Source organism: Leifsonia sp. NPDC014704, from assembly GCF_043083605.1.
Classification (GTDB): Bacteria; Actinomycetota; Actinomycetes; order Actinomycetales; family Microbacteriaceae; genus Leifsonia.
Genome location: NZ_JBIBYW010000001.1, coordinates 582,975 through 605,641 on the forward strand (window position 1 = coordinate 582,975; position 22,667 = coordinate 605,641).

Annotated in this window: 24 protein-coding genes; 18 read left to right on the top strand and 6 right to left on the bottom strand. The window is 69.0% G+C overall.

All coding sequences use genetic code 11. The annotated features are described in order from the left end of the window. Positions 1-114: 114 nt before the first annotated feature. Entirely contained in the window at positions 115-567 is a 453-nt protein-coding gene (locus tag ACF1AJ_RS02885) for an NUDIX domain-containing protein (protein ID WP_391506049.1), read from the bottom strand. A 97-nt stretch (positions 568-664) separates the two neighbouring features. Between ACF1AJ_RS02885 and thrS the strand changes: the two genes are divergently transcribed. Both thrS and ACF1AJ_RS02895 read left to right on the top strand, forming a co-directional pair. Further along, entirely contained in the window at positions 665-2,647 is a 1,983-nt protein-coding gene (thrS, locus tag ACF1AJ_RS02890; RefSeq protein WP_391506050.1) for a threonine--tRNA ligase, read from the top strand. Continuing rightward, positions 2,635-3,267 carry an HIT family protein gene (locus ACF1AJ_RS02895; protein ID WP_391506051.1) on the top strand — a complete coding sequence of 211 codons (633 nt, stop codon included), beginning with the start codon at positions 2,635-2,637 and terminating at the stop codon, positions 3,265-3,267. The genes thrS and ACF1AJ_RS02895 overlap by 13 nt, the downstream gene beginning before the upstream one ends. A 79-nt stretch (positions 3,268-3,346) precedes the next feature. Here ACF1AJ_RS02895 and pdxY read toward each other — a convergent pair whose 3' ends face one another. Then, positions 3,347-4,198, bottom strand: coding sequence for a pyridoxal kinase PdxY (gene pdxY / locus ACF1AJ_RS02900; RefSeq protein ID WP_391506052.1), 852 nt, complete (start codon positions 4,196-4,198; stop codon positions 3,347-3,349). 28 nt (positions 4,199-4,226) lie between these two features. Beyond that, positions 4,227-5,537: an aminotransferase class I/II-fold pyridoxal phosphate-dependent enzyme gene (locus ACF1AJ_RS02905; protein ID WP_391506053.1), complete on the bottom strand. Its 1,311-nt coding sequence runs from the start codon at positions 5,535-5,537 to the stop codon at positions 4,227-4,229. 103 nt (positions 5,538-5,640) lie between these two features. On the opposite strand from ACF1AJ_RS02905, the gene pdxS reads away from it, so the two are divergent. The 12 genes from pdxS (at position 5,641) to ACF1AJ_RS02965 (ending at position 16,756) form a co-directional block, all read left to right on the top strand. Then, on the top strand, positions 5,641-6,546 hold the full coding sequence (pdxS, locus tag ACF1AJ_RS02910) for a pyridoxal 5'-phosphate synthase lyase subunit PdxS (protein WP_391506054.1): 906 nt from the start codon (positions 5,641-5,643) through the stop codon (positions 6,544-6,546). A 2-nt stretch (positions 6,547-6,548) separates the two neighbouring features. Then, entirely contained in the window at positions 6,549-7,160 is a 612-nt protein-coding gene (pdxT, locus tag ACF1AJ_RS02915; RefSeq protein WP_391506055.1) for a pyridoxal 5'-phosphate synthase glutaminase subunit PdxT, read from the top strand. Then, positions 7,157-7,681 (top strand): AAA family ATPase, encoded by a 525-nt coding sequence (locus ACF1AJ_RS02920; protein WP_391506056.1) that lies wholly within the window; start codon positions 7,157-7,159, stop codon positions 7,679-7,681. The genes pdxT and ACF1AJ_RS02920 overlap by 4 nt, the downstream gene beginning before the upstream one ends. A gap of 77 nt (positions 7,682-7,758) precedes the next feature. Then, positions 7,759-8,523, top strand: a complete 765-nt coding sequence (locus ACF1AJ_RS02925) for a YebC/PmpR family DNA-binding transcriptional regulator (RefSeq protein WP_089910407.1) — start codon at positions 7,759-7,761, stop codon at positions 8,521-8,523. 15 nt (positions 8,524-8,538) lie between these two features. Next, a complete protein-coding gene (gene ruvC, locus ACF1AJ_RS02930) occupies positions 8,539-9,129 on the top strand; it encodes a crossover junction endodeoxyribonuclease RuvC (protein WP_309860365.1) in 591 nt (196 codons plus the stop codon). Continuing rightward, positions 9,126-9,734 (top strand): Holliday junction branch migration protein RuvA, encoded by a 609-nt coding sequence (ruvA, locus tag ACF1AJ_RS02935; protein ID WP_391506057.1) that lies wholly within the window; start codon positions 9,126-9,128, stop codon positions 9,732-9,734. Before ruvC ends, ruvA begins: the two co-directional genes overlap by 4 nt. Beyond that, entirely contained in the window at positions 9,731-10,768 is a 1,038-nt protein-coding gene (gene ruvB / locus ACF1AJ_RS02940; RefSeq protein WP_018191236.1) for a Holliday junction branch migration DNA helicase RuvB, read from the top strand. The genes ruvA and ruvB overlap by 4 nt, the downstream gene beginning before the upstream one ends. A 56-nt stretch (positions 10,769-10,824) precedes the next feature. Then, positions 10,825-11,247, top strand: coding sequence for a preprotein translocase subunit YajC (gene yajC, locus ACF1AJ_RS02945; RefSeq protein WP_309860021.1), 423 nt, complete (start codon positions 10,825-10,827; stop codon positions 11,245-11,247). A 62-nt stretch (positions 11,248-11,309) separates the two neighbouring features. After that, positions 11,310-13,040, top strand: a complete 1,731-nt coding sequence (gene secD / locus ACF1AJ_RS02950; protein WP_391506058.1) for a protein translocase subunit SecD — start codon at positions 11,310-11,312, stop codon at positions 13,038-13,040. Beyond that, complete coding sequence (secF, locus tag ACF1AJ_RS02955) at positions 13,040-14,059, top strand: protein translocase subunit SecF (protein ID WP_391506059.1); 1,020 nt, start codon at positions 13,040-13,042, stop codon at positions 14,057-14,059. The genes secD and secF overlap by 1 nt, the downstream gene beginning before the upstream one ends. Positions 14,060-14,068: 9 nt before the next feature. After that, the gene (locus ACF1AJ_RS02960; protein ID WP_391506060.1) at positions 14,069-14,437 is read left to right on the top strand and encodes a rhodanese-like domain-containing protein; all 369 of its coding nucleotides are present in this window, start codon (positions 14,069-14,071) and stop codon (positions 14,435-14,437) included. A gap of 69 nt (positions 14,438-14,506) precedes the next feature. Beyond that, a complete protein-coding gene (locus ACF1AJ_RS02965) occupies positions 14,507-16,756 on the top strand; it encodes a bifunctional (p)ppGpp synthetase/guanosine-3',5'-bis(diphosphate) 3'-pyrophosphohydrolase (protein ID WP_309860014.1) in 2,250 nt (749 codons plus the stop codon). Here ACF1AJ_RS02965 and ACF1AJ_RS02970 read toward each other — a convergent pair. The 3 genes from ACF1AJ_RS02970 to ACF1AJ_RS02980 all read right to left on the bottom strand — a co-directional run bounded on the left by ACF1AJ_RS02970 (position 16,743) and on the right by ACF1AJ_RS02980 (position 19,600). Continuing rightward, complete coding sequence (locus ACF1AJ_RS02970) at positions 16,743-17,387, bottom strand: type IV toxin-antitoxin system AbiEi family antitoxin (RefSeq protein WP_391506061.1); 645 nt, start codon at positions 17,385-17,387, stop codon at positions 16,743-16,745. The genes ACF1AJ_RS02965 and ACF1AJ_RS02970 overlap by 14 nt on opposite strands. 132 nt (positions 17,388-17,519) lie before the next feature. Next, a complete protein-coding gene (locus tag ACF1AJ_RS02975; RefSeq protein WP_391506062.1) occupies positions 17,520-18,749 on the bottom strand; it encodes a DUF349 domain-containing protein in 1,230 nt (409 codons plus the stop codon). A gap of 77 nt (positions 18,750-18,826) precedes the next feature. Beyond that, positions 18,827-19,600, bottom strand: coding sequence for a peptidylprolyl isomerase (locus ACF1AJ_RS02980; RefSeq protein ID WP_391506063.1), 774 nt, complete (start codon positions 19,598-19,600; stop codon positions 18,827-18,829). 141 nt (positions 19,601-19,741) lie between these two features. Here ACF1AJ_RS02980 and ACF1AJ_RS02985 point away from each other — a divergent pair, with 141 nt between their 5' ends. The 4 genes from ACF1AJ_RS02985 (at position 19,742) to ACF1AJ_RS03000 (ending at position 22,664) form a co-directional block, all read left to right on the top strand. Next, a complete protein-coding gene (locus ACF1AJ_RS02985) occupies positions 19,742-21,082 on the top strand; it encodes a replication-associated recombination protein A (RefSeq protein WP_081630431.1) in 1,341 nt (446 codons plus the stop codon). A 174-nt stretch (positions 21,083-21,256) separates the two neighbouring features. Then, positions 21,257-21,880 (top strand): 30S ribosomal protein S4, encoded by a 624-nt coding sequence (gene rpsD / locus ACF1AJ_RS02990; RefSeq protein ID WP_018191226.1) that lies wholly within the window; start codon positions 21,257-21,259, stop codon positions 21,878-21,880. A 151-nt stretch (positions 21,881-22,031) separates the two neighbouring features. Further along, entirely contained in the window at positions 22,032-22,415 is a 384-nt protein-coding gene (locus tag ACF1AJ_RS02995) for a DUF948 domain-containing protein (RefSeq protein ID WP_018191225.1), read from the top strand. 57 nt (positions 22,416-22,472) lie between these two features. Then, positions 22,473-22,664 (top strand): hypothetical protein, encoded by a 192-nt coding sequence (locus tag ACF1AJ_RS03000; RefSeq protein WP_018191224.1) that lies wholly within the window; start codon positions 22,473-22,475, stop codon positions 22,662-22,664. Positions 22,665-22,667 lie beyond the last annotated feature (3 nt).

Consider the following 22,667-nt stretch of genomic DNA (forward strand, 5'->3'; position numbering starts at 1 on the left):
CGCACCAGGGGTACGCATCCAGCGTGAGAGTCCGGGAGACGAGGCGATCTCACTGGTCGAGGACGCACATGCGGAAACGGTCGCCGTCGGACGCCTCGCGATCGCTCTCGGTCATCACAGGGCTCCCGTGTCGGCGATCACCCTGTCGATCCACGTACGCCGGGGAAGCGCGGCGATGGCGTCGCGCTCGAACCAGCCGAGCTCGAGCAGCTCGTCCATATCCGGGGCGGCCGGGCTGAGCAGCTCACAGTCGTACGCAACGGTGACGTAGCCCACACGGTCGCCGTTCGGGTATTCGACCATCAGCGGCTCGCCGCCGTACGCACCGATGATGCCCGCGACCCGCACGCGAGCACCGGTCTCTTCGAGCACTTCGCGTCTGAGTGCTTCCGCCGGCTCTTCACCGGGCTCGATACCCCCGCCGATCAGGCTCCAGAGGCCGGAGTGCGCATGTCGCGCCAGGAGGAACCGGTCGTCGTCTCGGATCACCGCGCTGACTCCCGGCAGAAGCAGGAAGTCGTTACCGACGCGGTCACGGATCGACTGAACGTACTCGGACATCGGCATGGCTGCAGCCTAGACAGTGCACCCCGCTCCGAGCGGCATCCCCGCTCCGGCTAGAGTTGGAGGGTTCCCAATAGACCCACGAACAAGGAGTGGACAGGTGGCCGACGGCTTCGAGCTCTTCACCGACCGTTCCGTTGTCGCGATGCGCGTCAACGGCGAGCTGAAGGACCTCGCGACCACCGTCACGACGACCGACGAGGTCGAGCCGGTCACCATCGACTCGCCCGACGGCCTCAGCATCCTGCGCCACTCGACGGCGCACGTCCTCGCGCAGGCCGTGCAGGCCGTGAACCCGGAGGCGAAGCTGGGCATCGGGCCGCCCATCACGGACGGTTTTTACTACGACTTCGACGTGCTCGAGGCGTTCACCCCGGAGGATCTGAAGGCTCTCGAGAAGGAGATGTCGCGCATCCAGCGGGCGGCCCAGCGCTTCGTCCGTCGCGTCGTCACCGACGAGGAGGCGCGCGCGGAGCTCGCCGACGAGCCGTACAAGCTAGAGCTCATCGGCCTCAAGGGCGGCGTCCAGCACGGCGACACCGCCGCCTTCGACGAGAGCGAGTCGGTCGAGGTCGGCTCCGGCGAGCTGACCATCTACGACAACGTCGACCCGAAGACGGGGGAGACGGTTTGGAAAGATCTCTGCCGCGGCCCGCACCTCCCGAACACCCGCATGATCGGCAACGGCTGGGCGCTCACGCGCGTCGCGGCCGCCTACTGGCGCGGCAACGAGAAGAACAAGCAGCTGCAGCGCATCTACGGCACCGCCTGGGCGAGCAAGGAGGAGTTGCGCGCCTACCAGACCCGCATGGAGGAGGCCGCCAAGCGCGACCACCGCAAGCTCGGCGCCGAGATGGATCTGTTCAGCTTCCCCGACGAGATCGGCTCGGGCCTGGCGGTGTTCCACCCGAAGGGCGGGATCATCCGCAAGGAGATCGAGGACTACATGCGCGACCGGCTCATCGCCAACGGCTATGAGCTCGTCAACACACCGCACATCACCAAGGCGCACCTCTTCGAGACCAGCCAGCACCTCAACTGGTACAAGGAGGGGATGTTCCCGCCGATGCACCTCGACGAGGAGCGCGACGCGGAGGGCAACATCACCCGGCAGGGCCAGGACTACTACCTGAAGCCCATGAACTGCCCGATGCATAACCTGATCTACCGGGCGCGCGGCCGAAGCTACCGCGAGCTCCCGCTCCGTTTCGCCGAGTTCGGGACGGTGTACCGGTACGAGAAGTCGGGCACCCTGTCGGGGCTGACGCGCGTCCGCGGCCTCACTCAGGACGACGCTCACATCTACGTGACCGAAGACCAGATCAAGGACGAGGTCGCCCGCCAGCTGGAGTTCGTGCTGGAGACCCTGCGCGGCTACGGGCTCACCGACTTCTACCTGGAACTCTCCACCAAGGACCCGGATAAATACGTCGGAAGCGACGAGAGCTGGGAAACCGCGACGGAGACGCTGCGTGAGGTCGCGATCGACTCCGGTCTGGAGCTCGTGGACGACCCGGGCGGGGCGGCGTTCTACGGACCGAAGATCTCCGTGCAGGCGCGCGACGCGATCGGCCGCACCTGGCAGCTGTCGACCGTCCAGCTGGACTTCAACCAGCCGGAGCTGTTCGAGCTGGAGTACAACGCGGCGGACGGCACACGCAAGCAGCCGGCCATGATCCACCGCGCGCTGCTCGGCTCGATCGAGCGGTTCTTCGCGATCCTCCTGGAGCACTACGCCGGCGCGTTCCCGGTCTGGCTGTCGCCGGTGCAGGTCGTCGGCATCCCGGTCGCCGACCAGTACGCGCCGTTCCTCGACGACGTGATCTCGCGGCTCCGCGCCCGCGGCGTGCGCGCCGAGGTCGACCACTCCGACGACCGCATGCAGAAGAAGATCCGCACGCACACCAAGGCCAAGGTGCCCTTCCAGCTGATCGTCGGCGAAGAGGATGCGTCGGCCGGCACGGTCAGCTTCCGGTTCCGCGACGGTACGCAGCGCAACGGCGTGACCGTCGACGAGGCGATCGAGCGGATCGTCGAGAGCATCCGCTCGCACGAGCTGGTCGACACGGCATGGCACGACTGAACCTCGACTCGTACGGGGCGTCCGACGACTCGAACGGGGACGGCGACGCCGACGGGGCGATCCGGGACAGCGTGGACGCGGAGCGCATCCGTGTCGACGACCCGTCGTACCTCGTCGGCGTCCCGGACGAGTTCCAGCGGCTCTGGACCCCGCACCGGATGGTCTACATCCAGCACGGGCAGCAGCCGGGCAAGGACGACTGCCCGTTCTGCGTCGCCCCGAGCATGAGCGACGAGGATGCGCTGATCGTCGCACGCGGAACGCACGCCTACGCGCTGCTGAACCTGTTCCCGTACAACAGCGGCCACCTGCTCGTGTGCCCGTACCGCCACATCGCCACGTACGACGAGGCGACGCCGGAGGAGGTCGCCGAGATCGGCAGCCTCACCCAGACGGCGATGCGCGTCATCCGTCAGGTGTCGAAGAACGACGGGTTCAACATCGGCATGAACCAGGGCGAGGTCGCCGGAGCCGGGATCGCGGCGCACCTGCACCAGCACGTGGTCCCGCGGTGGGCTCAGGATGCGAACTTCCTGCCCATCATCGCCAAGACGAAGGCGCTACCCCAGCTGCTCGGAGAGGTCCGCACGGCCATCGCCGACGCCTGGCCGCGTCCCTAGCCAACAGCTCCTGAGTTTTCCGCCGTCTTAGCGGCGATTCGCGCGAAAAACTCAGGAGCTGTTGGTGTGAGGAGGCGGGTCAGCGCACGCGCGCGACCGCGAACTGCTCGCGCGGGTTGGCGTAGGAGTCCTGCGACTCGACCAGCTGCAGCTCGCGCTCGCCCGACTCCAGGGTGCGCGTGAGCAGGTCGAACACGCTCGATACGGTCTTCCGTAGGGCCAGCTCCGCGTCACCGGTCCGCACGTAGTGCGCGGTGAACAGCGCGGCCGTGACATCACCCGAGCCGTTGGCCTTCATCGGAAGCCGCGGCGTCTGCACGATCCACGCGCCCGCGTCGTCGACGGCGAGCATCTCGATCGTGTCGGCCGGCGCATCCGGACGCTCGACGCTCGTCACCAGCACGGTCTTCGGGCCCATCGCGCGGGCCGCATCCACCGACTCCAGCGTCGACTCGAGGGTGTCGGGCGAGGTCTCGGTCAGGAAGCCCAGCTCGAACTGGTTCGGCGTGATGATGTCGGCCACCGGCACGACGCGCTCGCGCAGCAGCACCGGGATGGCCGGGGCGACGAAACATCCGGACTTGGCGTTGCCCATGACCGGGTCGCAGGCGTAGACCGCGTCCGGATTGGCCGCCTTGACGCGGGCGACGGCGTCGATGATGACGTCGCCGATGCCCTCGCTGCCCTGGTAGCCCGAGAGTACGGCGTCGACCTGGCCGAGCACCCCGCGCTCCTCGATGCCGGTGATGACGTCGCGGACATCGTCGGGGGAGATGAGCGGTCCGCGCCACGCGCCGTAGCCGGTGTGGTTGGAGAAGTTCACCGTGTAGACGGGCAGGACCTCGACGCCGATGCGCTGGAGCGGGAAGACGGCGGCGGAGTTGCCGACGTGACCGTAGGCGACCGCGGACTGGATCGAGAGGATCTTCATCCTTCGATCCTCTCACCTGATCCGGGGCTCAGCGCGCCGCATCCACCAGGTCGTCGAGCAGTCGTTCGCTCTCCTCGTCCGAGAGGTCGTGCACGGTCAGGCGCAGGTGGTGCGACGGCTCGGGATGCTCGGCGAGCTGGAACTCGTCACCCGTCCGGGCCAGCCAGCCGCGCCGCATCAGGCGTTCCGCCACCGTCCGCGCCTGTACGGGCAGCTCGACCCACAGGTTGAGCCCGTCCGCCGCCTCCGCGGGGAGCCCGCGCGCTGTCAGCTCCGCCGCGAAGGCGCTGTTCCGCTCGGCGTAGTGCCGGCCGGCGTCGGCGATCTCGGCGAGGGCACCCTCGTCGGTCAGCTGGGCGAGCACGAGCCGCTGCAGGATGTGGCTGACCCAGGTCGTGCCCGGGCTCAGCCGGAAGGCGAGGCGCTCGGCCGTCTCCGGGTCGGTGGCAGCCACGGCGAGGCACATGTCCGGCCCCAGGAACTTCGACACCGAGCGGATGAGGGCGAAGCGCCGGTGCCCGGGGCCGATCAGCGTCTCGTAGCGCCGCTGCGAGAGCATGGAGAAGTGGTCGTCCTCGATGACGAGAACGTACGGGTGGTCGGCCAGCACGGCACGCAGCTCGGCGGCGCGAGCGGGGGAGAGGGTCGCTCCGGTGGGATTCTGCGCGCGCGGCGTGCAGATGACGGCGCGGACGCCCGCGGCGAGAGCGGCACGCAGGCCGTCCACGGTCATGCCCTCCGCATCCACCGGCACTGGGACGGCGCGATACCCGCCGAGCCGGACCGTGTGGATGCTCGCCAGGAAGCACGGGTCCTCCAGCGCGACGGCGTCGTCACGGAGCAGCGCCTGCGCGAGGAGGCGCTCGACCGCATCCACCGCGCCGTTGGTCACGGTGATGCGCACTGGCTGGTCGGGCAGGTCGTCGCGCACCCAGGCGAGCGCGCGCTCTTCGAGCGCCGGGTCGATGACCGGCTCTCCGTAGAGGACGGGCCGCCCGATGGCGCCCGCGAGCGCCGCGGACGGCTGGGGGATGCGCCGCGGATCGGGGTTGCCCGTGCCGATGTCGCGGAGGATGCTGTCCTGCGCGTAGCCCTCCTGCGCGACCGCCTCGACCCCGGCGATGACGGTGCCCGCCCGGCCGCGCGCGGTGACGACGCCCGCCTGCGCGAGCAGACGGTAAGCCGCGACGGCGGTGTTGCGGTTTACCCGCAGCTGCGCCGCCAGTTCGCGCACCGGCGGCAGGGCGTCGCCGCGGCGCAGCGCACCGCGCTCGCGCAGTGCGCGCACGCTCGCCGCGATCTCCGACGCCGTGGCGCCGGTGATGCCGTTTCCGTTCATTACGCTCCCCGCCGGTGGTCCCGTGGTCGAGTCTATCCAGCAGCGAGGGGGATGCTATCGTTCGGCATAGGCCAAAACATTCTTTGTTCCGCACGAGAGGGCGATGATGACAGACAACGTACAGGGCAGCGCGACCGGTTCGAGCCGGGTCAAGCGCGGCCTCGCCGAGATGCTGAAGGGCGGCGTCATCATGGACGTCGTCACCCCCGAGCAGGCCCGCATCGCCGAGGACGCCGGCGCGGTCGCCGTCATGGCGCTCGAGCGTGTCCCCGCCGACGTCCGCGCCCAGGGCGGCGTGGCCAGGATGAGCGACCCGGACCTGATCGAGGCCATCATCGCCGAGGTGTCCATCCCCGTCATGGCGAAGGCCCGCATCGGCCACTTCGTCGAGGCGCAGGTGCTCGAGGCGCTCGACGTCGACTACATCGACGAGTCCGAGGTGCTCTCGCCCGCGGACTACGTCAACCACATCGACAAGTGGCGCTTCACCGTGCCGTTCGTGTGCGGTGCGACGAACCTGGGCGAGGCGCTCCGCCGCATCAACGAGGGCGCGGCGATGATCCGCTCGAAGGGCGAGGCCGGCACCGGCGACGTCTCCGAGGCGACCAAGCACATCCGCAAGATCACCTCCGAGATCAACGCCCTGAAGTCGATGACCAAGGACGAGCTGTACGTCGCGGCCAAGGAGCTGCAGGCACCGTACGAGCTGGTGGCGGAGATCGCCGAGACGGGCAAGCTGCCGGTCGTGCTGTTCACGGCGGGCGGCGTTGCCACCCCGGCCGACGCGGCGATGATGATGCAGCTGGGCGCGGACGGCGTGTTCGTCGGCTCGGGCATCTTCAAGTCCGGAAACCCGGAGCGGCGCGCAGCGGCGATCGTCAAGGCGACCACGTTCTACGACGACCCGAAGGTCATCGCGGAGGTCTCCCGCGGCCTCGGCGAGGCCATGGTCGGCATCAACGTCGGCGACCTCCCCGCTCCGCATCGTCTGGCCGAGCGCGGCTGGTAAGCGTGACCGGAACGACGACGCGCGTCGGCGTCCTCGCGCTGCAGGGGGATTTCCGCGAGCACATCGCGGTCCTGCGCGGCCTGGGCGCCGATGCCGTCCCCGTGCGCCGTCCGTCTGAGGTGGAGGAGATCGACGGCCTGGTGATCCCGGGCGGCGAGTCCAGCGTCATGGACAAGCTCTCGCGCGCGTTCGGCGTCGCCGAGCCACTGCGCGACGCCATCGCCGGCGGTCTGCCCGTGTACGGGACGTGCGCCGGGCTGATCATGCTCGCCGATCGCATCATCGACGGCATCGCCGGTCAGCAGAGCCTGGGCGGCCTGGATGTGTCGGTGCGGCGCAACGCGTTCGGCTCGCAGGTGGACTCGTTCGAGACCGACCTCGACATCCCGGCGGTCGGCGAGGAGCCGATGCACGCGGTGTTCATCCGCGCGCCCATCGTCGAGAGCGTCGGCGAGAAGGCGACACCGCTCGCCCAGGTCGCCGACGGCCGCGTCGTCGCCGTGGAGCAGGGCAACCTTCTCGGTACGTCGTTCCACCCCGAGATCACCGGCGACACCCGCTTCCACGAGTACTTCCTCGGCAAGGTGCGCCGGGCGGCCCTGCGCGCAGCGTGAAGCTGATTGTGCTGCGCGGCCCGTCGGGAGCCGGCAAATCGACCGTCGCCCGCCTGCTGCGCGAACGGTTGGGCACGGGGATCGCGCTGGTCGAGCAGGACTACCTCGGGCGGACCGTCCTCGGTCGTCGCATGACCGACGACGGCGCGAACGCCGGACTGATCGAGGCGCTGACCCGCGCGGCGCTTGCCGCCGCTCCCGCGGTAGTGCTGGAGGGCATCCTCACGTCGGCGCGCTATGGAGACGTCATCGAGCGGCTCCGCAGCCTCCCCGGTGTGGAGTCGTGGTTCTACGCCTTCGATCTCCCGTTCAAGGAGACCGTTGCGCGGCATGCGACGCGAGCGAAGGCCGGGTCGTTCGGCGAGGACGAGTTGCGGCAGTGGTGGGCGGGAAGCGACCCGTTGCGCGGGCCGGGCGGGCGGATCCCGGAGCAGCTGATCGGTCCGGCGTCGTCCGCGGCCGACACCGCCGACCGGATCGTCGCGGACGCCCGGTTGTCACCGGGCGAGTTGCTCAGGTAGCGGGCGTCGTGCGGGAGCGGGGCGGGCAGTCGTCCTACAATGGTCAGGATCTTCAGACGTGAGACGAGGGAGCACCAGTGTCCGGGCATTCCAAGTGGGCAACGACCAAGCACAAGAAGGCGGTGATCGACGCCCGCCGCGCGAAGTCCTTCGCGAAGCTGATCAAGAACATCGAGGTGGCGGCGAAGACCGGCGGTGCCGACCTGTCGGGTAACCCCACGCTCGTGGACGCGGTGCAGAAGGCCAAGAAGACCTCGGTGCCGAACGACAACATCGACCGCGCCATCAAGCGCGGCGCCGGCCTCACCGGCGAGTCGATCGACTACACGACGATCATGTACGAGGGCTACGGTCCCGGCGGCGTCGCCCTGCTGATCGAGTGCCTCACCGAGAACAAGAACCGCGCAGCGGCCGAGGTCCGGACCGCGATGACCCGCAACGGCGGCACCATGGCCGACCCGGGCAGCGTCGCCTACAACTTCCACCGCAAGGGCGTCATCGTCGTGCCGCACGCCGACGGTGTGGATGAGGACTCGGTCCTCGCCGCTGTGCTCGACGCCGGCGCGGAGGAGGTCACCGACCGGGGCGAGAGCTTCGAGGTGCTGACCGAGGCCTCCGACCTGGTCGCGGCGCGCACCGCGCTGCAGGAGGCCGGCATCGACTACGACTCGGCCGATGCCGAGTTCGTGGCGACCGTGAACGTCGAGGCCGACGCCGAGGTGGCCCGCAAGGTGTTCCGTCTCATCGACGCCCTCGAGGACTCGGACGACGTGCAGAACGTGTACACGAACCTCGATATCAGCCCTGAGGTGCAGGCGCAGCTCGACGAAGACGACGAGTAGGTCGCGGCCGTGACGATCCGGGTGCTCGGCATCGACCCGGGTCTGACGCGCTGCGGTGTCGGGATCGTCGACGTGCAGGCGGACCGTCGCGCCACGTTGGTGGATGTGACGGTCATCCGGACCCCTCCGGGAATGGCCCTGGAGGAGCGGCTCCTCGCGGTGGGCACCGGCATCGAGCGCCTGCTCGACGAGCATCTGCCCGCCGTCGTCGCGATCGAGCGCGTGTTCGCACAGCACAACCTGCGCACCGTGATGGGCACGGCGCAGGTCAGCGGCGTCGCCCTGCACTCGGCGGCGAAACGCGGCCTCCCGGTCGCCCTGCACACGCCGAGCGAGGTGAAGGCGGCGATCACCGGCTACGGCTCCGCGGACAAGCGGCAGGTCCAGGCGATGGTCGCGCGCATCCTCGGGCTCGCGGAGGCGCCGAAGCCGGCGGATGCGGCGGACGCCCTCGCGATCGCCATCTGCCACGCCTGGCGCGGCGGCCCGGTGGCGGCCGACGCCGGGGGAGCGACGGACACCGCGCTCACCCCCGCGCAGCAGGCGTGGCGCGCCGCGGAGCGCTCCAGCCGCACGTCGGCGGTGCCCCGTAGGCTTGCACGGTGATCTCCTCCCTCCGCGGTACCGTGCTCTCGGCGAGCGGCGGCACCGCCGTCGTCGAGGTGGGCGGCGTCGGCTTCGCCCTGCAGCTGACACCCGACCACGTGCTGTCGCTGCGGGTGGGTGAAGAGGCCTTCCTGTACACGTCGCTCATCGTTCGGGAGGATGCCCTACAGCTGTTCGGGTTCGCCGACCGGGAGCAGCTGGAGGTGTTCGAGCTCCTCAACGGCGTGTCGGGCGTCGGTCCCAAGTCGGCCATCGGCGTGCTGTCGGTGCTGTCGCCGGACGACATCGCCACAGCGGTGGCGGCCGATGACGACGCCCCCTTCCGCAAAGTGTCCGGGATCGGACCCAAGACCGCGAAGCTCATCGTCGTCTCCCTGGCCGGCAAGCTCACCGCCGTCCGTCGTCCGGCGCCCGCGGTGAAGGCATCCCGGGCCCCCTCGTCGGTCGGCGACAGCGTGCTCGTCGCCCTCGTCGGGCTCGGCTGGCCGGAGCGCGTCGCCGCCGAGGCGGTCGCCGAGGTCACGGCCGACACCGAGGAGAAGGAGCGCGACAGCGTCCAGTCCCTCCTGCGCCTCACCCTTTCGCGGCTCGGACCGGCGCGATGAGCGACGACCTGACCACCCCGGAGCTCGAGTCGGAGACAGAGCTCGCCTTCGAGGGCGCCCTGCGGCCGCGCACGCTGTCCGAGTTCGTCGGGCAGGCGAAGGTGCGCGGCCAGCTCCAGCTGTTGCTGACTGCGGCGCGGATGCAGGAGCGGACGGCCGACCACATCCTGCTGGCCGGCCCCCCAGGCCTGGGAAAGACGACGCTCGCGATGATCGTCGCGCACGAGAGCGAGCGGCCGCTGCGCCTCTCCAGCGGTCCGGCCATTCAGCACGCAGGCGACCTCGCGGCGCTGCTGTCGTCGCTCACGCCGGGCGAGGTGCTCTTCATCGACGAGATCCACCGCATGGCCCGCTCGGCGGAAGAGATGCTGTACCTCGCGATGGAAGACTTCCGCATCGACATCATGGTCGGAAAGGGCGCGGGCGCCACGTCCATCCCGCTCGATCTGGCCCCGTTCACGCTGGTCGGCGCGACGACCCGCTCGGGCCTCCTGCCGAACCCGCTACGCGACCGATTCGGATTCACCGCGCACCTCGAGTTCTACGACGAGGCCGAGCTGACCCAGGTGCTCACGCGGGCGGCGACGATGCTCGACTTCGAGGTCGACCGGGAGGCGCTGGCCGAGATCGCCGGGCGCTGCCGGGGCACGCCGCGCATCGCCAACCGGCTGCTGCGCCGGGTGCGCGACTACGCGCTCGTCCACGGCGGCCGGGCCGACGTCAACGCGGTGCGCGCGGCGCTCGAGCTCTACGACGTGGACCCGCTCGGCCTCGACCGCCTCGACCGCGCGGTGCTGCAGATCATCCTCGAACGCTTCGACGGCGGACCGGTGGGATTGAACACACTGGCCGTCTCCGTGGGGGAGGAGGCGGAGACGATCGAGTCGGTCGTCGAGCCGTTCCTCGTGCGCATCGGACTGCTCTCCCGAACGCCTCGCGGCCGCATGGCGACCGCTGCGGCATGGCGTCATCTCGGAATTCCGAGCCCGCGGCGGGATTCCTCCCAGCCTCCGACGCTCGTCGATGACATATAATCCAAGCTGGCCGTTCGGCCAACCCCCTTGCCCCCATCGAAAGGTTCGGCAGCTTCATGGTCTTTGACCCGTTGACCATCCTGATGGTCGTCATCCTGGCGGCCCTCGTGTTCTTCATGTTCCGGAACAGCCGCAAGCGGCGCAAGGAGCAGGAGGAGACGCGTTCGAAGATGGTGCCCGGCGCCGAGGTCATGACCAACTTCGGTCTCTACGGCACGCTCCTGTCCGTCAACGAGGACGACAACACCGCAACCATCGAGACGAGCCCGGGCCACGTCGTCAAGGTGCACCGCCAGGTGCTCGCCCGTGTCGTCGAGCCCACGAACGCGGAGGCCACGAGCGATGACGCCGAGGCGACCGGTGTCGAGCTCAACGAGGACCACGCGATCACCCACGACGCGTCGGACTCCACGACGCCGGAGTACGGCGAGCGTCTCGACGACTCGCCCAAGAAGCCCGGCTCGAAGAGCGACGACTGACACATCCCCTGTGCTCCGGCGCCCATGCGGCGTCGGAGCGCTCGTAGAAAGCTGAGTTCCTGGTGGCAAAGTCGACCCCGGTCAAGAAAGCCTGGCGTTCGCTGACGTGGCTCGGCGTCATCGTGGTGGTGCTCCTCGGCACCCTCACGGCAGGCGTCCTGTTCAGCAACGCCACGTGGCTGCCGAAGCTCGCCCTCGACCTCGAGGGGGGAACGCAGATCATCCTCGCCCCGCAGGTCGAGAACGGCCAGTCTGTGCAGCAGCAGCAGCTCGACCAGGCGGTGTCGATCATCCGCCAGCGCATCGACGCGTCCGGCGTGTCCGAGGCGCAGATCTCCACCGAGGGCTCGAAGAACATCGTCGTCTCGCTGCCCGGCAAGCCGGACCAGGCGACGCTCGACCGCGTGAAGTCGAGCGCGCGTCTCGACTTCCGCCCGGTGCTCATCGCCGGCGGCCCGACCAACGAGGTCGTGGGTGCGGACGGCAAGTCCACGCCGGCGCCGTCGCCGGCGCCCGGCCTGCAGGCGACCCCGTCGACGAAGCCCACGAACGGCAGCGACCTCGCCTGGGTGACGCCGAAGCTGCAGGCCGACTTCAACGCCTACGACTGCAAGGCCAACAAGAACAAGACGACCAGCTCCGCGCCGACGGACCAGCCGCTGATCACGTGTGACGACCAGAACACGGTCAAGTACCTGCTGGGTCCGGTCGAGGTCAAGGGTCAGGACATCAGCGACGCGAACGCCGGGCTCGTGCAGAGCTCGCAGGGCGTGACGACCGGTCAGTGGGCCGTCAACATCATCTTCAACGGAGCGGGCACCAAGGCCTTCTCCGACGTCACGACGCGCCTCGTCGGCCTCCAGGGATCGCAGAACCAGTTCGCGATCGTGCTCGACGGCAAGGTGATCTCCGCGCCGACGACGCAGGCGGCGATCACGGACGGCAAGCCGCAGATCACCGGTAACTTCACCGAGACGACCGCGAAGGCCCTCGCCGATCAGCTGAAGTTCGGCGCGCTGCCGTTCAGCTTCAAGGTGCAGAGCCAGGACACCATCTCGGCGACCCTCGGTACGGCGCAGCTGCTCGCCGGTCTGATCGCGGGTCTGATCGGCCTCATCCTGGTCGCCATCTACACGTTCTTCCAGTACCGACTGCTCGGTCTCGTCACGATCTTCTCGCTGGTCGTGGCCGGCGTGCTGACCTGGCTGACGATCTCGCTGCTCTCATGGCACTACGACTACCGGCTCTCCCTCGCGGGTGTCGCGGGTCTGATCGTCGCGATCGGCTTCACGGCCGACTCCTTCATCGTGTACTTCGAACGCATCCGCGACGAGTTGCGCGACGGGAGGGGTCTCGAATCCGCCGTGGAGGCCGGCTGGGGACGCGCCCGCCGGACGATCTACGCGTCGAAGGCCACCAACCTCCTCGCGGCCGTAGTGCTGTACGTGCTCGCAGCGGCGAACGTGCGCGGGTTCGCGTTCACGCTCGGACTCACGACCATCATCGACGTCATCGTCGTGCTGCTCTTCACGCACCCGACGCTGCAGCTGCTCGCGCGGACGCGCTTCTTCAGCTCCGGTCACCCGCTGTCCGGCCTCGACCCGCAGGCACTCGGCGCCGTGTATCGCGGGGCCGCGCAGTTCCGGGCGCCGACGGCATCCGTCAAGGCGGGAACGGCCGCGCGAGCGGGCAAGGAGGCGGCTCGCCGCCAGACGATCGCCGAGCGCAAGGCGGCTGAGCTCGCCGGCGCCTCGACGTCCTCGGATCGATCGACCGAGGGGAAGGACTCCTGATGGCCAGCCGTCTCGTGCAATTCGGTAACGACCTCTACACCGGCGCGCGCTCGATCGACTTCGTCGGCCGCCGCAAGATCTGGTACTCCATCGCGGCCGTCATGGTCGTGCTCTCGATCCTCGTGCCGATCGTCCGCGGCGGGTTCAACTTCTCGATCGAGTTCCGCGGCGGTTCGCAGTTCCAGGTGAGCGACGTGTCGAGCACCGACACCGGCAAGGCGCAGGATGCTGTCAGCAGCGTCGTGCCGAGCGCCGTCTCGCACGTCAGCGTGGTCGGCGACAACGCCGTGCGGGTGCAGACCGACCAGCTGTCGGAGACGCAGACGCGCGATGTGTCGGAGGCGCTCGCGAAGGCGTACGACGTCGACGCCTCGGAAGTCTCCGCGACCTTCATCGGGCCGTCGTGGGGTGCGGATGTGACGCAGCAGTCCATCCAGGGCCTCGTGGTGTTCCTGCTGCTGGCCTTCATCGCGATGGCGCTCTACTTCCGCACCTGGAAGATGTCCGCCGCCGCGATCATCTCGCTGTTCCACGACCTCATCATCACGGCGGGCGTCTATGCGCTCGTCGGGTTCGAGGTGTCGCCGGCGACCATGATCGGCTTCCTGACCATCCTCGGCTACTCGCTGTACGACACCGTCGTGGTGTTCGACAAGATCCGCGAGAACACCAAGGAGGAGATGGAGCTGACCCGACGCACATTCGCCGAGTCGGTGAACCTGGCGGTCAACCAGACCCTGGTGCGGTCGATCAACACGGCCGTCGTCGCGGTGCTGCCCGTCGCGTCCATCCTGTTCATCGGTGCCTACGCGCTCGGTGCGGCGACGCTGCGCGACATCTCCCTCGCCCTGCTGATCGGCATCATCGTCGGCACGTACTCGACGATCTTCTTGGCCGCGCCGATGTACTCGCAGTTCCGTGAGAAGGAGCCAGCGATCCGGAAGCACGACCAGAAGGTGCTGTCGATCCGTCCGAAGGCCGAAGTCAAGGCCGACGCTGTCGCTGCGGCCGCGGAGTAGCCTGGCCGGATGACCGACGCCGCCCCGCAGACGCCTTTCCTCCCCGAGGACGAGATCTCCGTTGCACGTGCGCGCGAGCTGACCGACGCGGGTGACGCGTGGCTGCTCGACGTGCGCGAGCCGTACGAGTGGGAGGCCGGGCATGCTCCTGGCGCGCACCACATCCCGCTCGGTGAGCTGGGGGAGCGGCAGCACGAGCTGCCGGAGGATCAGCAGCTGCTGATCATCTGTCGAAGCGGGGCCCGGTCCCGGAGGGTCACCGATGCGCTCATCGAGGCGAACTATCCCGTCGCCAACGTCGCGGGCGGGATGAGCGCCTGGCACGCCGAGGGCGGTCCCGTCCTGCGCGACGACGGTACGCCAGGAGCGATCGTCTAGGACCGAGATCCCGCACCGTGACAGAACGGTGTTCCGGAGCGGTCATAATGGACGACAGGAGGCGCGCGAATGGTTGACACGACGACATCGCAGAGCGCTTCCCTGCGCCGTCTGGTGCCACGCATCTTCTCGCGAGCGCAGCCGTCCGGCGGCGCCGTCGAGACGCTGATGCGCACGGTGCGGATGCACCACCCGAAGGCCGACTTGTCGCTGATCGAGCGCGCCTACTCCGTCGCGGAGCGGGCGCACCGCGGCCAGAAGCGTCGTTCGGGTGAGCCGTACATCACGCATCCCGTTGCCGTAGCGCAGATCATCGCCGACCTGGGCATCGGCGCCAAGACCATCGCTGCCGCGCTCCTGCATGACACGGTCGAGGACACCGAGTACACCCTCGACGAGCTGCGAGATCAGTTCGGCGACGAGATCGCGATGCTGGTTGACGGCGTGACCAAGCTCGACAAGGTCAAGTACGGCGACAGCGCACAGGCAGAGACCGTCCGGAAGATGATCGTCGCGATGTCGAAGGACATCCGGGTGCTGATCATCAAGCTCGCGGACCGCCTGCACAACGCGCGCACGTGGGGCTTCGTCCCGGCCGCATCGGCGACGCGCAAGGCGACCGAGACCCTCGAGATCTACGCACCGCTCGCGCACCGTCTCGGAATCCAGGCGATCAAGTGGGAGCTCGAGGACTTGTCGTTCGCGGTGCTCTACCCCAAGCTGTACGCCGAGATCGAGAGTCTCGTGAAGCAGCGCACCCCGGAGCGCGAGCGCCTGGTGCAGCAGGTCATCGACGCGATCAACGACGATTTGAAGTCCGCCAAGATCCGCGGCAAGGTCGTGGGCCGGCCGAAGCAGTACTACTCGATCTACCAGAAGATGGTGGTCCGCGGCCGCGAGTTCGACGACATCTACGACCTCGTCGGCATCCGCGTGCTCGTCAACACGGTGCGCGACTGCTACGCCGTACTCGGACAGATCCACGCGCGCTGGACACCGATGCCCGGGCGCTTCAAGGACTACATCGCGACGCCGAAGTTCAACCTGTACCAGTCGCTCCACACCACCGTGATCGGTCCGCAGGGCCGCCCGGTCGAGATCCAGATCCGCACCGAGGAGATGCACCAGCGTGCCGAGTTCGGTGTCGCCGCGCACTGGAAGTACAAGGAGCAGACCACCGGTAAGAGCTCCGGCGGCCCCGCGAAGGTGGACACCGACCTGGCGTGGCTCGCCCACATTTCGGACTGGCAGGCGGAGACCGCCGACCCGAGCGAGTTCCTCGACTCGCTCCGCTTCGAGATCGGCGCGAAAGAGGTCTACGTCTTCACGCCGAAGGGACGAGTGATCGGCCTTCCGGCCGGCGCGACCCCGGTCGACTTCGCGTACGCCGTGCACACGGAGGTCGGCCACCGGACGATGGGTGCGAAGGTGAACGGCCGCCTCGTCCCGCTGGAGAGCAGCCTCAACACCGGAGACGTCGTCGAGATCTTCACGTCGAAGAACCCCGACTCGGGCCCCAGCCAGGACTGGCTCAACTTCGTCAAGAGCCCCCGTGCGCGTAACAAGATCCGCCAGTGGTTCACCAAGGAGCGTCGCGACGAGGCGATCGAGCAGGGCAAGGACGCGATCGCGCGCGCGATGCGCAAGCAGAACCTGCCGCTTCAAAAGCTGATGACGCAGGACGCCCTGGTCGAGGTCGCCTCGTCGCTCAAGTACCCGGACGTCTCTGCCCTCTATGCGGCCGTCGGCGAAGGGCACGTCTCGACGCAGTCCGTGATCGAGAAGATCGTCGCTTCGTTGCAGACCGAGGTCGAGTCGGACGGCGAGCTCGAGATCCCGGTCAAGGGCCGTCGCCAGCTGCGTAACAGTGACTCCGGCGTTCTCGTCCGCGGTGCTCCCGACATCCTCGTCAAGCTCGCGAAGTGCTGCACGCCCGTCCCGGGCGACCCGATCGTCGGGTTCATCACCCGCGGCCAGGGCGTCTCGGTGCACCAGGCGAACTGCCACAACGTGCAGTCGCTGCTGCAGGAGCCCGACCGCATGATCGAGGTCGAGTGGGCGCCGAGCTCCAAGAGCGTCTTCCTCGTGCAGATCCAAGTCGAAGCGCTCGACCGCTCCGGGCTCCTCAGCGATGTCACTCGCGTACTGTCCGAGCATCACGTCAATATCCTTTCCGCCACGGTGACCACCTCCAGTGACCGGTTGGCCCTCAGCCGCTTCGTCTTCGAGATGGGAGACACCACCCATCTCGACCGCGTCCTCAACGCGGTGCGCCGCATCGACGCCGTCTACGACGTCTACCGCGTCAGCGGCGGCTGACCGGCGGGCCGACGGCCGAGCCGACCGCAGGGCCGGCCGGAGGGCCGACTGCAGAGCCGACCGCAGCTCCGGTCGCGAGCGGAAGTCGCGCCCGCGCCACGGCGGGCAACCGCTGCCGCGCCAGCCCGCATCCCTTCTGTCGACTGCTCCGCAGCCGGTCGTCGAGTTCTGCCGGGGAGACGTCGGCGAGCAGCAGGAGGTGCCGGACTTCGAGCGCCTCGCCGTCGCCGAATCGCGTGCCGGAGCACAGCAGGTCGACGGCCGTGCGCAACGGGCTCGTCACCCGCACTCCGTCGTAGACGACGGTCTCGTCATCGCCCAGCAGGCGGTGCGACGTGTCGACAGCGGGGGAGAGGGCCCCTCCCCGGCGACGAGGCGGGACGCAGACCTGCGGCACCGGTGGCGCCATGGCGCGTGTGCCGTGGATCCAGGCCGCCGATCCACGATCGGCAACGGCCCAGCCAGGCGCTGTGCGAGCGAACGCCTGCGACCGCAGCGCCGGCCCGTCGACGGCGTCGGCCGGGGCGAACGCGTCGCCCACCCGGAACAGGTGACCGTCGAGGCAGAGAGCGAGCAGCTCGACGACGGGCAGGATGTCGGCGTCGAGCAGGGGAGCGGAGATCGAGTTCATGCCCCCAGCCTCGTCCGGGACAGGGCCGGTCGGGCCGCCGTTCGCGGAACGGTGGAGAACGTCTTCCTCAGGCGCGCTGTGGAGAACTGCGACGCGGCGGCGGGATCACCGCCGCCGCGTCGTCACGACCGATCAACCGAGCGCGTCGAGCCAGATCTTGCGCGCGTCGAGGGCCTCCTGCGCCGCCTTCACCTTGGCGCTGTCGCCGGTGGCCTGCGCATCCGCGAGCTCCTGCTCCAGCTTCGCGATGGCAGCATTGAGCTGGCTGGCGAGCCCCTCGGAGCGAGCCTTCTTCTCGGGGTTGTTCTTCTCCCAGTGCTCTTCGTCGAGGCGGCGGACAGCGGTCTCGACGCGGCGCAGGCGGTCTTCGATCGGCCGCACCTGCTCGCGCGGCACGCGGCCGATCTGATCCCAGCGCTCCTGGATCGACAGCAGCTGCGCGCGGGCCGTCTCACGATCGGTGGCCTTCAGCAGCGGCTCGGCCTCGTCGAGGAGCGCGAGTTTCTGCTGGAGGTTCGCCTCGTACTCGGCGCTGTCGCGCGCGTCCACTTCGGCCTTCGCCGAGTAGATCGCATCGCCCGCAGCCTTGAAGCGTGCCCACAGCGCGTCGTCGTTCTTCTTGCCCGCGCGGCCTGCGGCCTTCCACTGGTCGAGCAGGCGGCGGTACTCCGGCACCCCGTCCGCACCGAGCGGGATGAGCTTCTCGGCTTCCTCGATGAGCGCGTTCTTGCGGTTGCGCACGTCGCGGTGCTGCGTGTCCAGCTCGGCGAAGAACGCCTTGCGGTTGTGCTCGATCGTCGAGCGCGCGGCACGGAACCGCTTCCACAGCTCGTTCGCCTCGTTCTTCGGGATGCGCGGGCCGTCGTGCTGGTGCGCCTGCCACCGCGCGAACAGGGCGTCGAGTTCGGCGCTCGTCGTCTTCCACTGCGTCCGCGCCGGGTCCTGCGTCGCGAGGGCCTCCGCCTGCTCCACGATCGCGGTGCGCTCGGCGATTGCGGCCTCGAGAGCAGCCTTCGCCTCGGCGCTCTGCTGCTCGGTGAGCTCCTCCACGGTGCCGCCCAGTGCATCCAGACGCGTCAGGAGGGACGCGAGATCGCCGACCGCGTTCGCGCCCTCGACGGCCGACCGCAGGTTGGCGACGGACTTGGCGACATCGCTCGCGGGGGCTCCCCGCCGCGCACGCTGCTCCAGCAGGCCGACCTGCCCGGCGAGATCGGTGTACTTGCGCTCGAAGTACGCGAGCGCCTCCTCCGCCGTTCCGTCGGGGTACTCGCCGACGACGCGTTCGCCGTCGCCCTCGCGGACGTACACGGTTCCCGTGTCGTCGACACGTCCCCAGGGGTGCTGTTCAGAAGTAGCCAAGAGCCTCACCTTGCTGCTGCGCGATCGGGCGGGATGCCGCCCCTCGTTTGGGAATCAGCCTATTGCACGTGCCGCGGTCACTGCAGGGTGAAGCTGTCGATGGTGGTCGTGACCGCAGGCGTGCCGTCGGTCTTTCCTCCCTCGATGCCCTTGTCGGTGACCTGCGCCTTGAGCTGGTCCAGGCCGCTGGTGACGGAGCCGATAACCGTGTAGCCGCCGGCGTCGTCCGAGGGGATCTTCGTGTCCTCGTAGACGATGAAGAACTGGCTGCCCTGGCTCTCGGCGTTGTTGCCCTGACGCGCCATGGCGATCGTGCCCGCCTTGTAGACGTCATCGGCAGGCGCGTTCTCGATCGGGCCGTACTCGTAGCCCGGTCCGCCGGTACCGTCGCCCTTCGGGTCACCGCACTGCAGCACGTAGAAGCCGCCGTTGGTCAGTCGGTGGCAGGTCAGGCCGTCGTAGAACTTCTTCTGCACCAGCGACACGGTGGATGAGACGGCCTGCGGAGCCGCGGCGCCGTCGAGCGAGACCCCCAGCGGGACGCCGTTGATCGTCATCGTGCCCGTCCAGGTGCGGTCCTCGGCGAGCGTCTTCGGCGGGACGCCGCCCGCGGAGGGCGAAACCGAGGGCGACGCGGACGACGAGGCCTTCGCCGCGCCGGGGCCGGCGGAGAAGTAGAGGAGCTGCGTGCCCACCGCGAGGGCGACGATCACGACTGCTGCGATTCCGGCCACCCAGTTGTCACGCTTGCGGCGCTTGACCTTGTGCTCGTGCACGGTCTGCCGCGCCTGGTAGGCGCGCAGCCGCTCGCGTGCCTGTCGCGCTTCGCGGTCGTTCTGCTTCGGTGCCACGTGTGTCCTCCGGCGTCGGTACGGGGGATCTCCGCGAGGCGTGCGCCCGCTGGATCATGGAGAACCCTATCCGGCGGCCCTATGGACGACAAACTCGCCGCTCCCAGGCGGACTGTCGGTGGTCGCGACTAGCCTGGACGGGTGGTCGACGTGCAACCTGGGCTCCGCACCGGAGCGACTCCTCTCGCGGTGCGCATGCGCCCGAAGTCGCTCGACGAGGTGGCCGGTCAGCGTCACCTCCTCAAGCCGGGTTCGCCGCTGGTCGCGCTCGCCTCCGACAAGGAGGGGCAGTCAGGGTCGGTCTCCGTCATCCTGTGGGGTCCGCCCGGTACGGGAAAGACGACCCTCGCGCAGGCGATCGCGCACTCCTCGGGCCGCCGATTCGTCGAGCTGTCGGCGGTGACGGCCGGCGTGAAGGATGTCCGGCTGGTGATGGACGAGGCGCTCTCGACCCGCGACCTCTACGGGGTGTCGACCGTCCTGTTCCTCGACGAGATCCATCGCTTCACCAAGGCCCAGCAGGATGCGCTGCTGCCGGGCGTCGAGAACGGCTGGGTCATTCTCGTGGCGGCGACGACCGAGAATCCGTCGTTCTCCGTCATCTCGCCGCTGCTGTCGCGCAGCCTGCTCCTCACCCTGGAGACGCTGAGCGACGACGACCTCGGCGTCGTCATCGACCGTGCCGTGGCCGACGACCGCGGTCTCGGCGGCCAGTACACGCTCGACCCGGAGGCGCGTGCCGCCCTGATCCGTCTCGCGTCGGGCGATGCCCGCCGGGCGCTGACGGCGCTGGAGGCAGCCTCGGTCACAGCGGCGTCGGCAACGCCGGCGACCTCCAAGAAGAAGCCGGTCATCACCGCCGAACTCGTCGCGCAGGCCGTCGACCGCGCCCTGCTCCGCTACGACCGCAACGGCGACGAGCACTACGACGTCATCAGTGCCTTCATCAAGTCGGTGAGGGGCTCCGACGTCGACGCGTCCCTGCACTACCTCGCGCGCATGATCGAGGCGGGGGAGGACCCGCGCTTCATCGCCCGCCGCATCATCGTGCTGGCGTCGGAGGACATCGGGATGGCCGACCCGCAGGCCCTCGGCGTCGCCATCGCCGCGGCCGACGCCGTGCAGTACATCGGGATGCCGGAGGGCCGCATCCCTCTCGCCCAGGCCGTCGTGCACCTCGCCACCGCACCGAAATCGAACGCCGCGTACATGGCGCTCGACGCCGCGATCGCCGACGTGCGCGCGGGCAAGATCGGTCGCGTGCCCAAGCACCTCCGCGACGCCCACTATCCCGGCGCCAAACGGCTCGGTCATGGCAAGGGCTACAAGTACCCGCACGACGACGCGCTCGGGGTGCTGGAGCAGCAGTATCTGCCGGACGAGCTGGCCGGCACGACGTACTACACGCCCACCGAGCACGGCAACGAACGGGACGTCTCCGCGCGCCTCGCGAAGCTGCGCCGCATCGTGCGCGGGCGCTGACCGCGATCTGTTAGACTTTCTGCGCCTAGAAGCGTGTTCGGGGTGCGGCTGCCGCGTCCACGATTCGATGGGAAGAGCCCTGTAGCCGGGCGTCCCTGGCGACAATCCCTCTCTCTGCGGGCGCACACGTATGCCCGCATCCATCACGTCAGAGAGAACTTTCGAAAGGAAACCGTGTCTTCACGTTCCCGCAGCAAGACCCGCGAGTCGCGGGCCCTGGGCATCCCGCTCACCCCGAAGGCGGCGCGCTACATGGAGAAGCGCCCCTACGCTCCGGGTGAGCACGGCCGCACCAAGCGCAAGGCCGACTCGGACTACGCCGTGCGTCTGCGCGAGAAGCAGCGTCTGCGCGCCCAGTACGGCATCCGCGAGAAGCAGCTCCGGATCGCCTTCGAGGAGGCTCGCCGTACGCAGGGCCTGACCGGTGAGAACCTGGTCGAGCTCCTCGAGATGCGTCTGGACGCCCTCGTGCTCCGCGCCGGCTTCGCCCGCACCATCACGCAGGCGCGCCAGTTCGTCGTGCACCGTCACATCCTCGTCGACGGCCAGCTCGTCGACCGCCCGTCCTTCCGTGTGAAGCCGGGCCAGCTCATCCACGTCAAGGCCCGCTCCGAGGGCACCGAGCCCTTCCAGGTCGCGGCCGCCGGCGGTCACCTCGACGTTCTGCCGAAGACCCCGGGCTACCTGGATGTCGAGATCGACAAGCTGCAGGCCCGCCTCGTGCGTCGCCCGAAGCGCGCAGAGGTCCCCGTGACCTGTGAGGTCCAGCTGGTCGTCGAGTACTACGCGGCTCGCTGACCATCAGCACCACCCCGGACGGGGTCGCGACTCTTCGTCGCGGCCCCGTTCGTCGTTTCCGGGCACGCCTTTCCTGCTCGCGCCGTTCCCGCCGCCCGCGCGTGCGACTACGCTTGTGCCGTATGCCTGAGGCGGAATGGAAGGAGCCCACGTGTCCGGAGGAGACATCGCAGGGTTGATCGCGGCCGTTGTGTTCGCGGTCCTCGTCGGCTTCATCGCCATCCCCCTGATCAAGCTGGGGCGGGTGCTCGACTCGACGCGCGACGCGATCAAGGAGGCGAGCGACGGCATCACGCCGATCCTCGACGAGACCGCGACGACGCTGCAGGAGACGAACAAGCAGCTCGCGCGGGTGGACGTGATCACCAAGAACGTCGCGGACGTCACCGGCAACGTGTCTGCCCTGGTGGCCTTGTTCGCCGCGACGGTCGGCGGCCCGCTCATCAAGCTCGCCGGCTTCAGCGCCGCGGCGCGGGCGGCGTTCCGGGCCGCTGGAGGATTCGGCTCCAGGAAGGGACGCGGCGGCTCGCACTAGACTTGACTCTCGTGCGCCGCGCCCGCGCGCGGCGGCATCCAGAGAGGGAGGATCAGCATGAAGAGTTTCCTGTGGCTGCTCACCGGCGTGGCCATCGGCTTCGCCGTCGCCCACAAGGTCAACGAGACCGCCAAGGGTCGCGAATTCTTCAGCAACATCGACCAGAAGGCGCGCGACTTCGGGGAGGCCGTCACCGACGGATACCGTCAGCGCGAGGCCGAGATCCGCTCGGCCATCCAGGGCGACTGACGC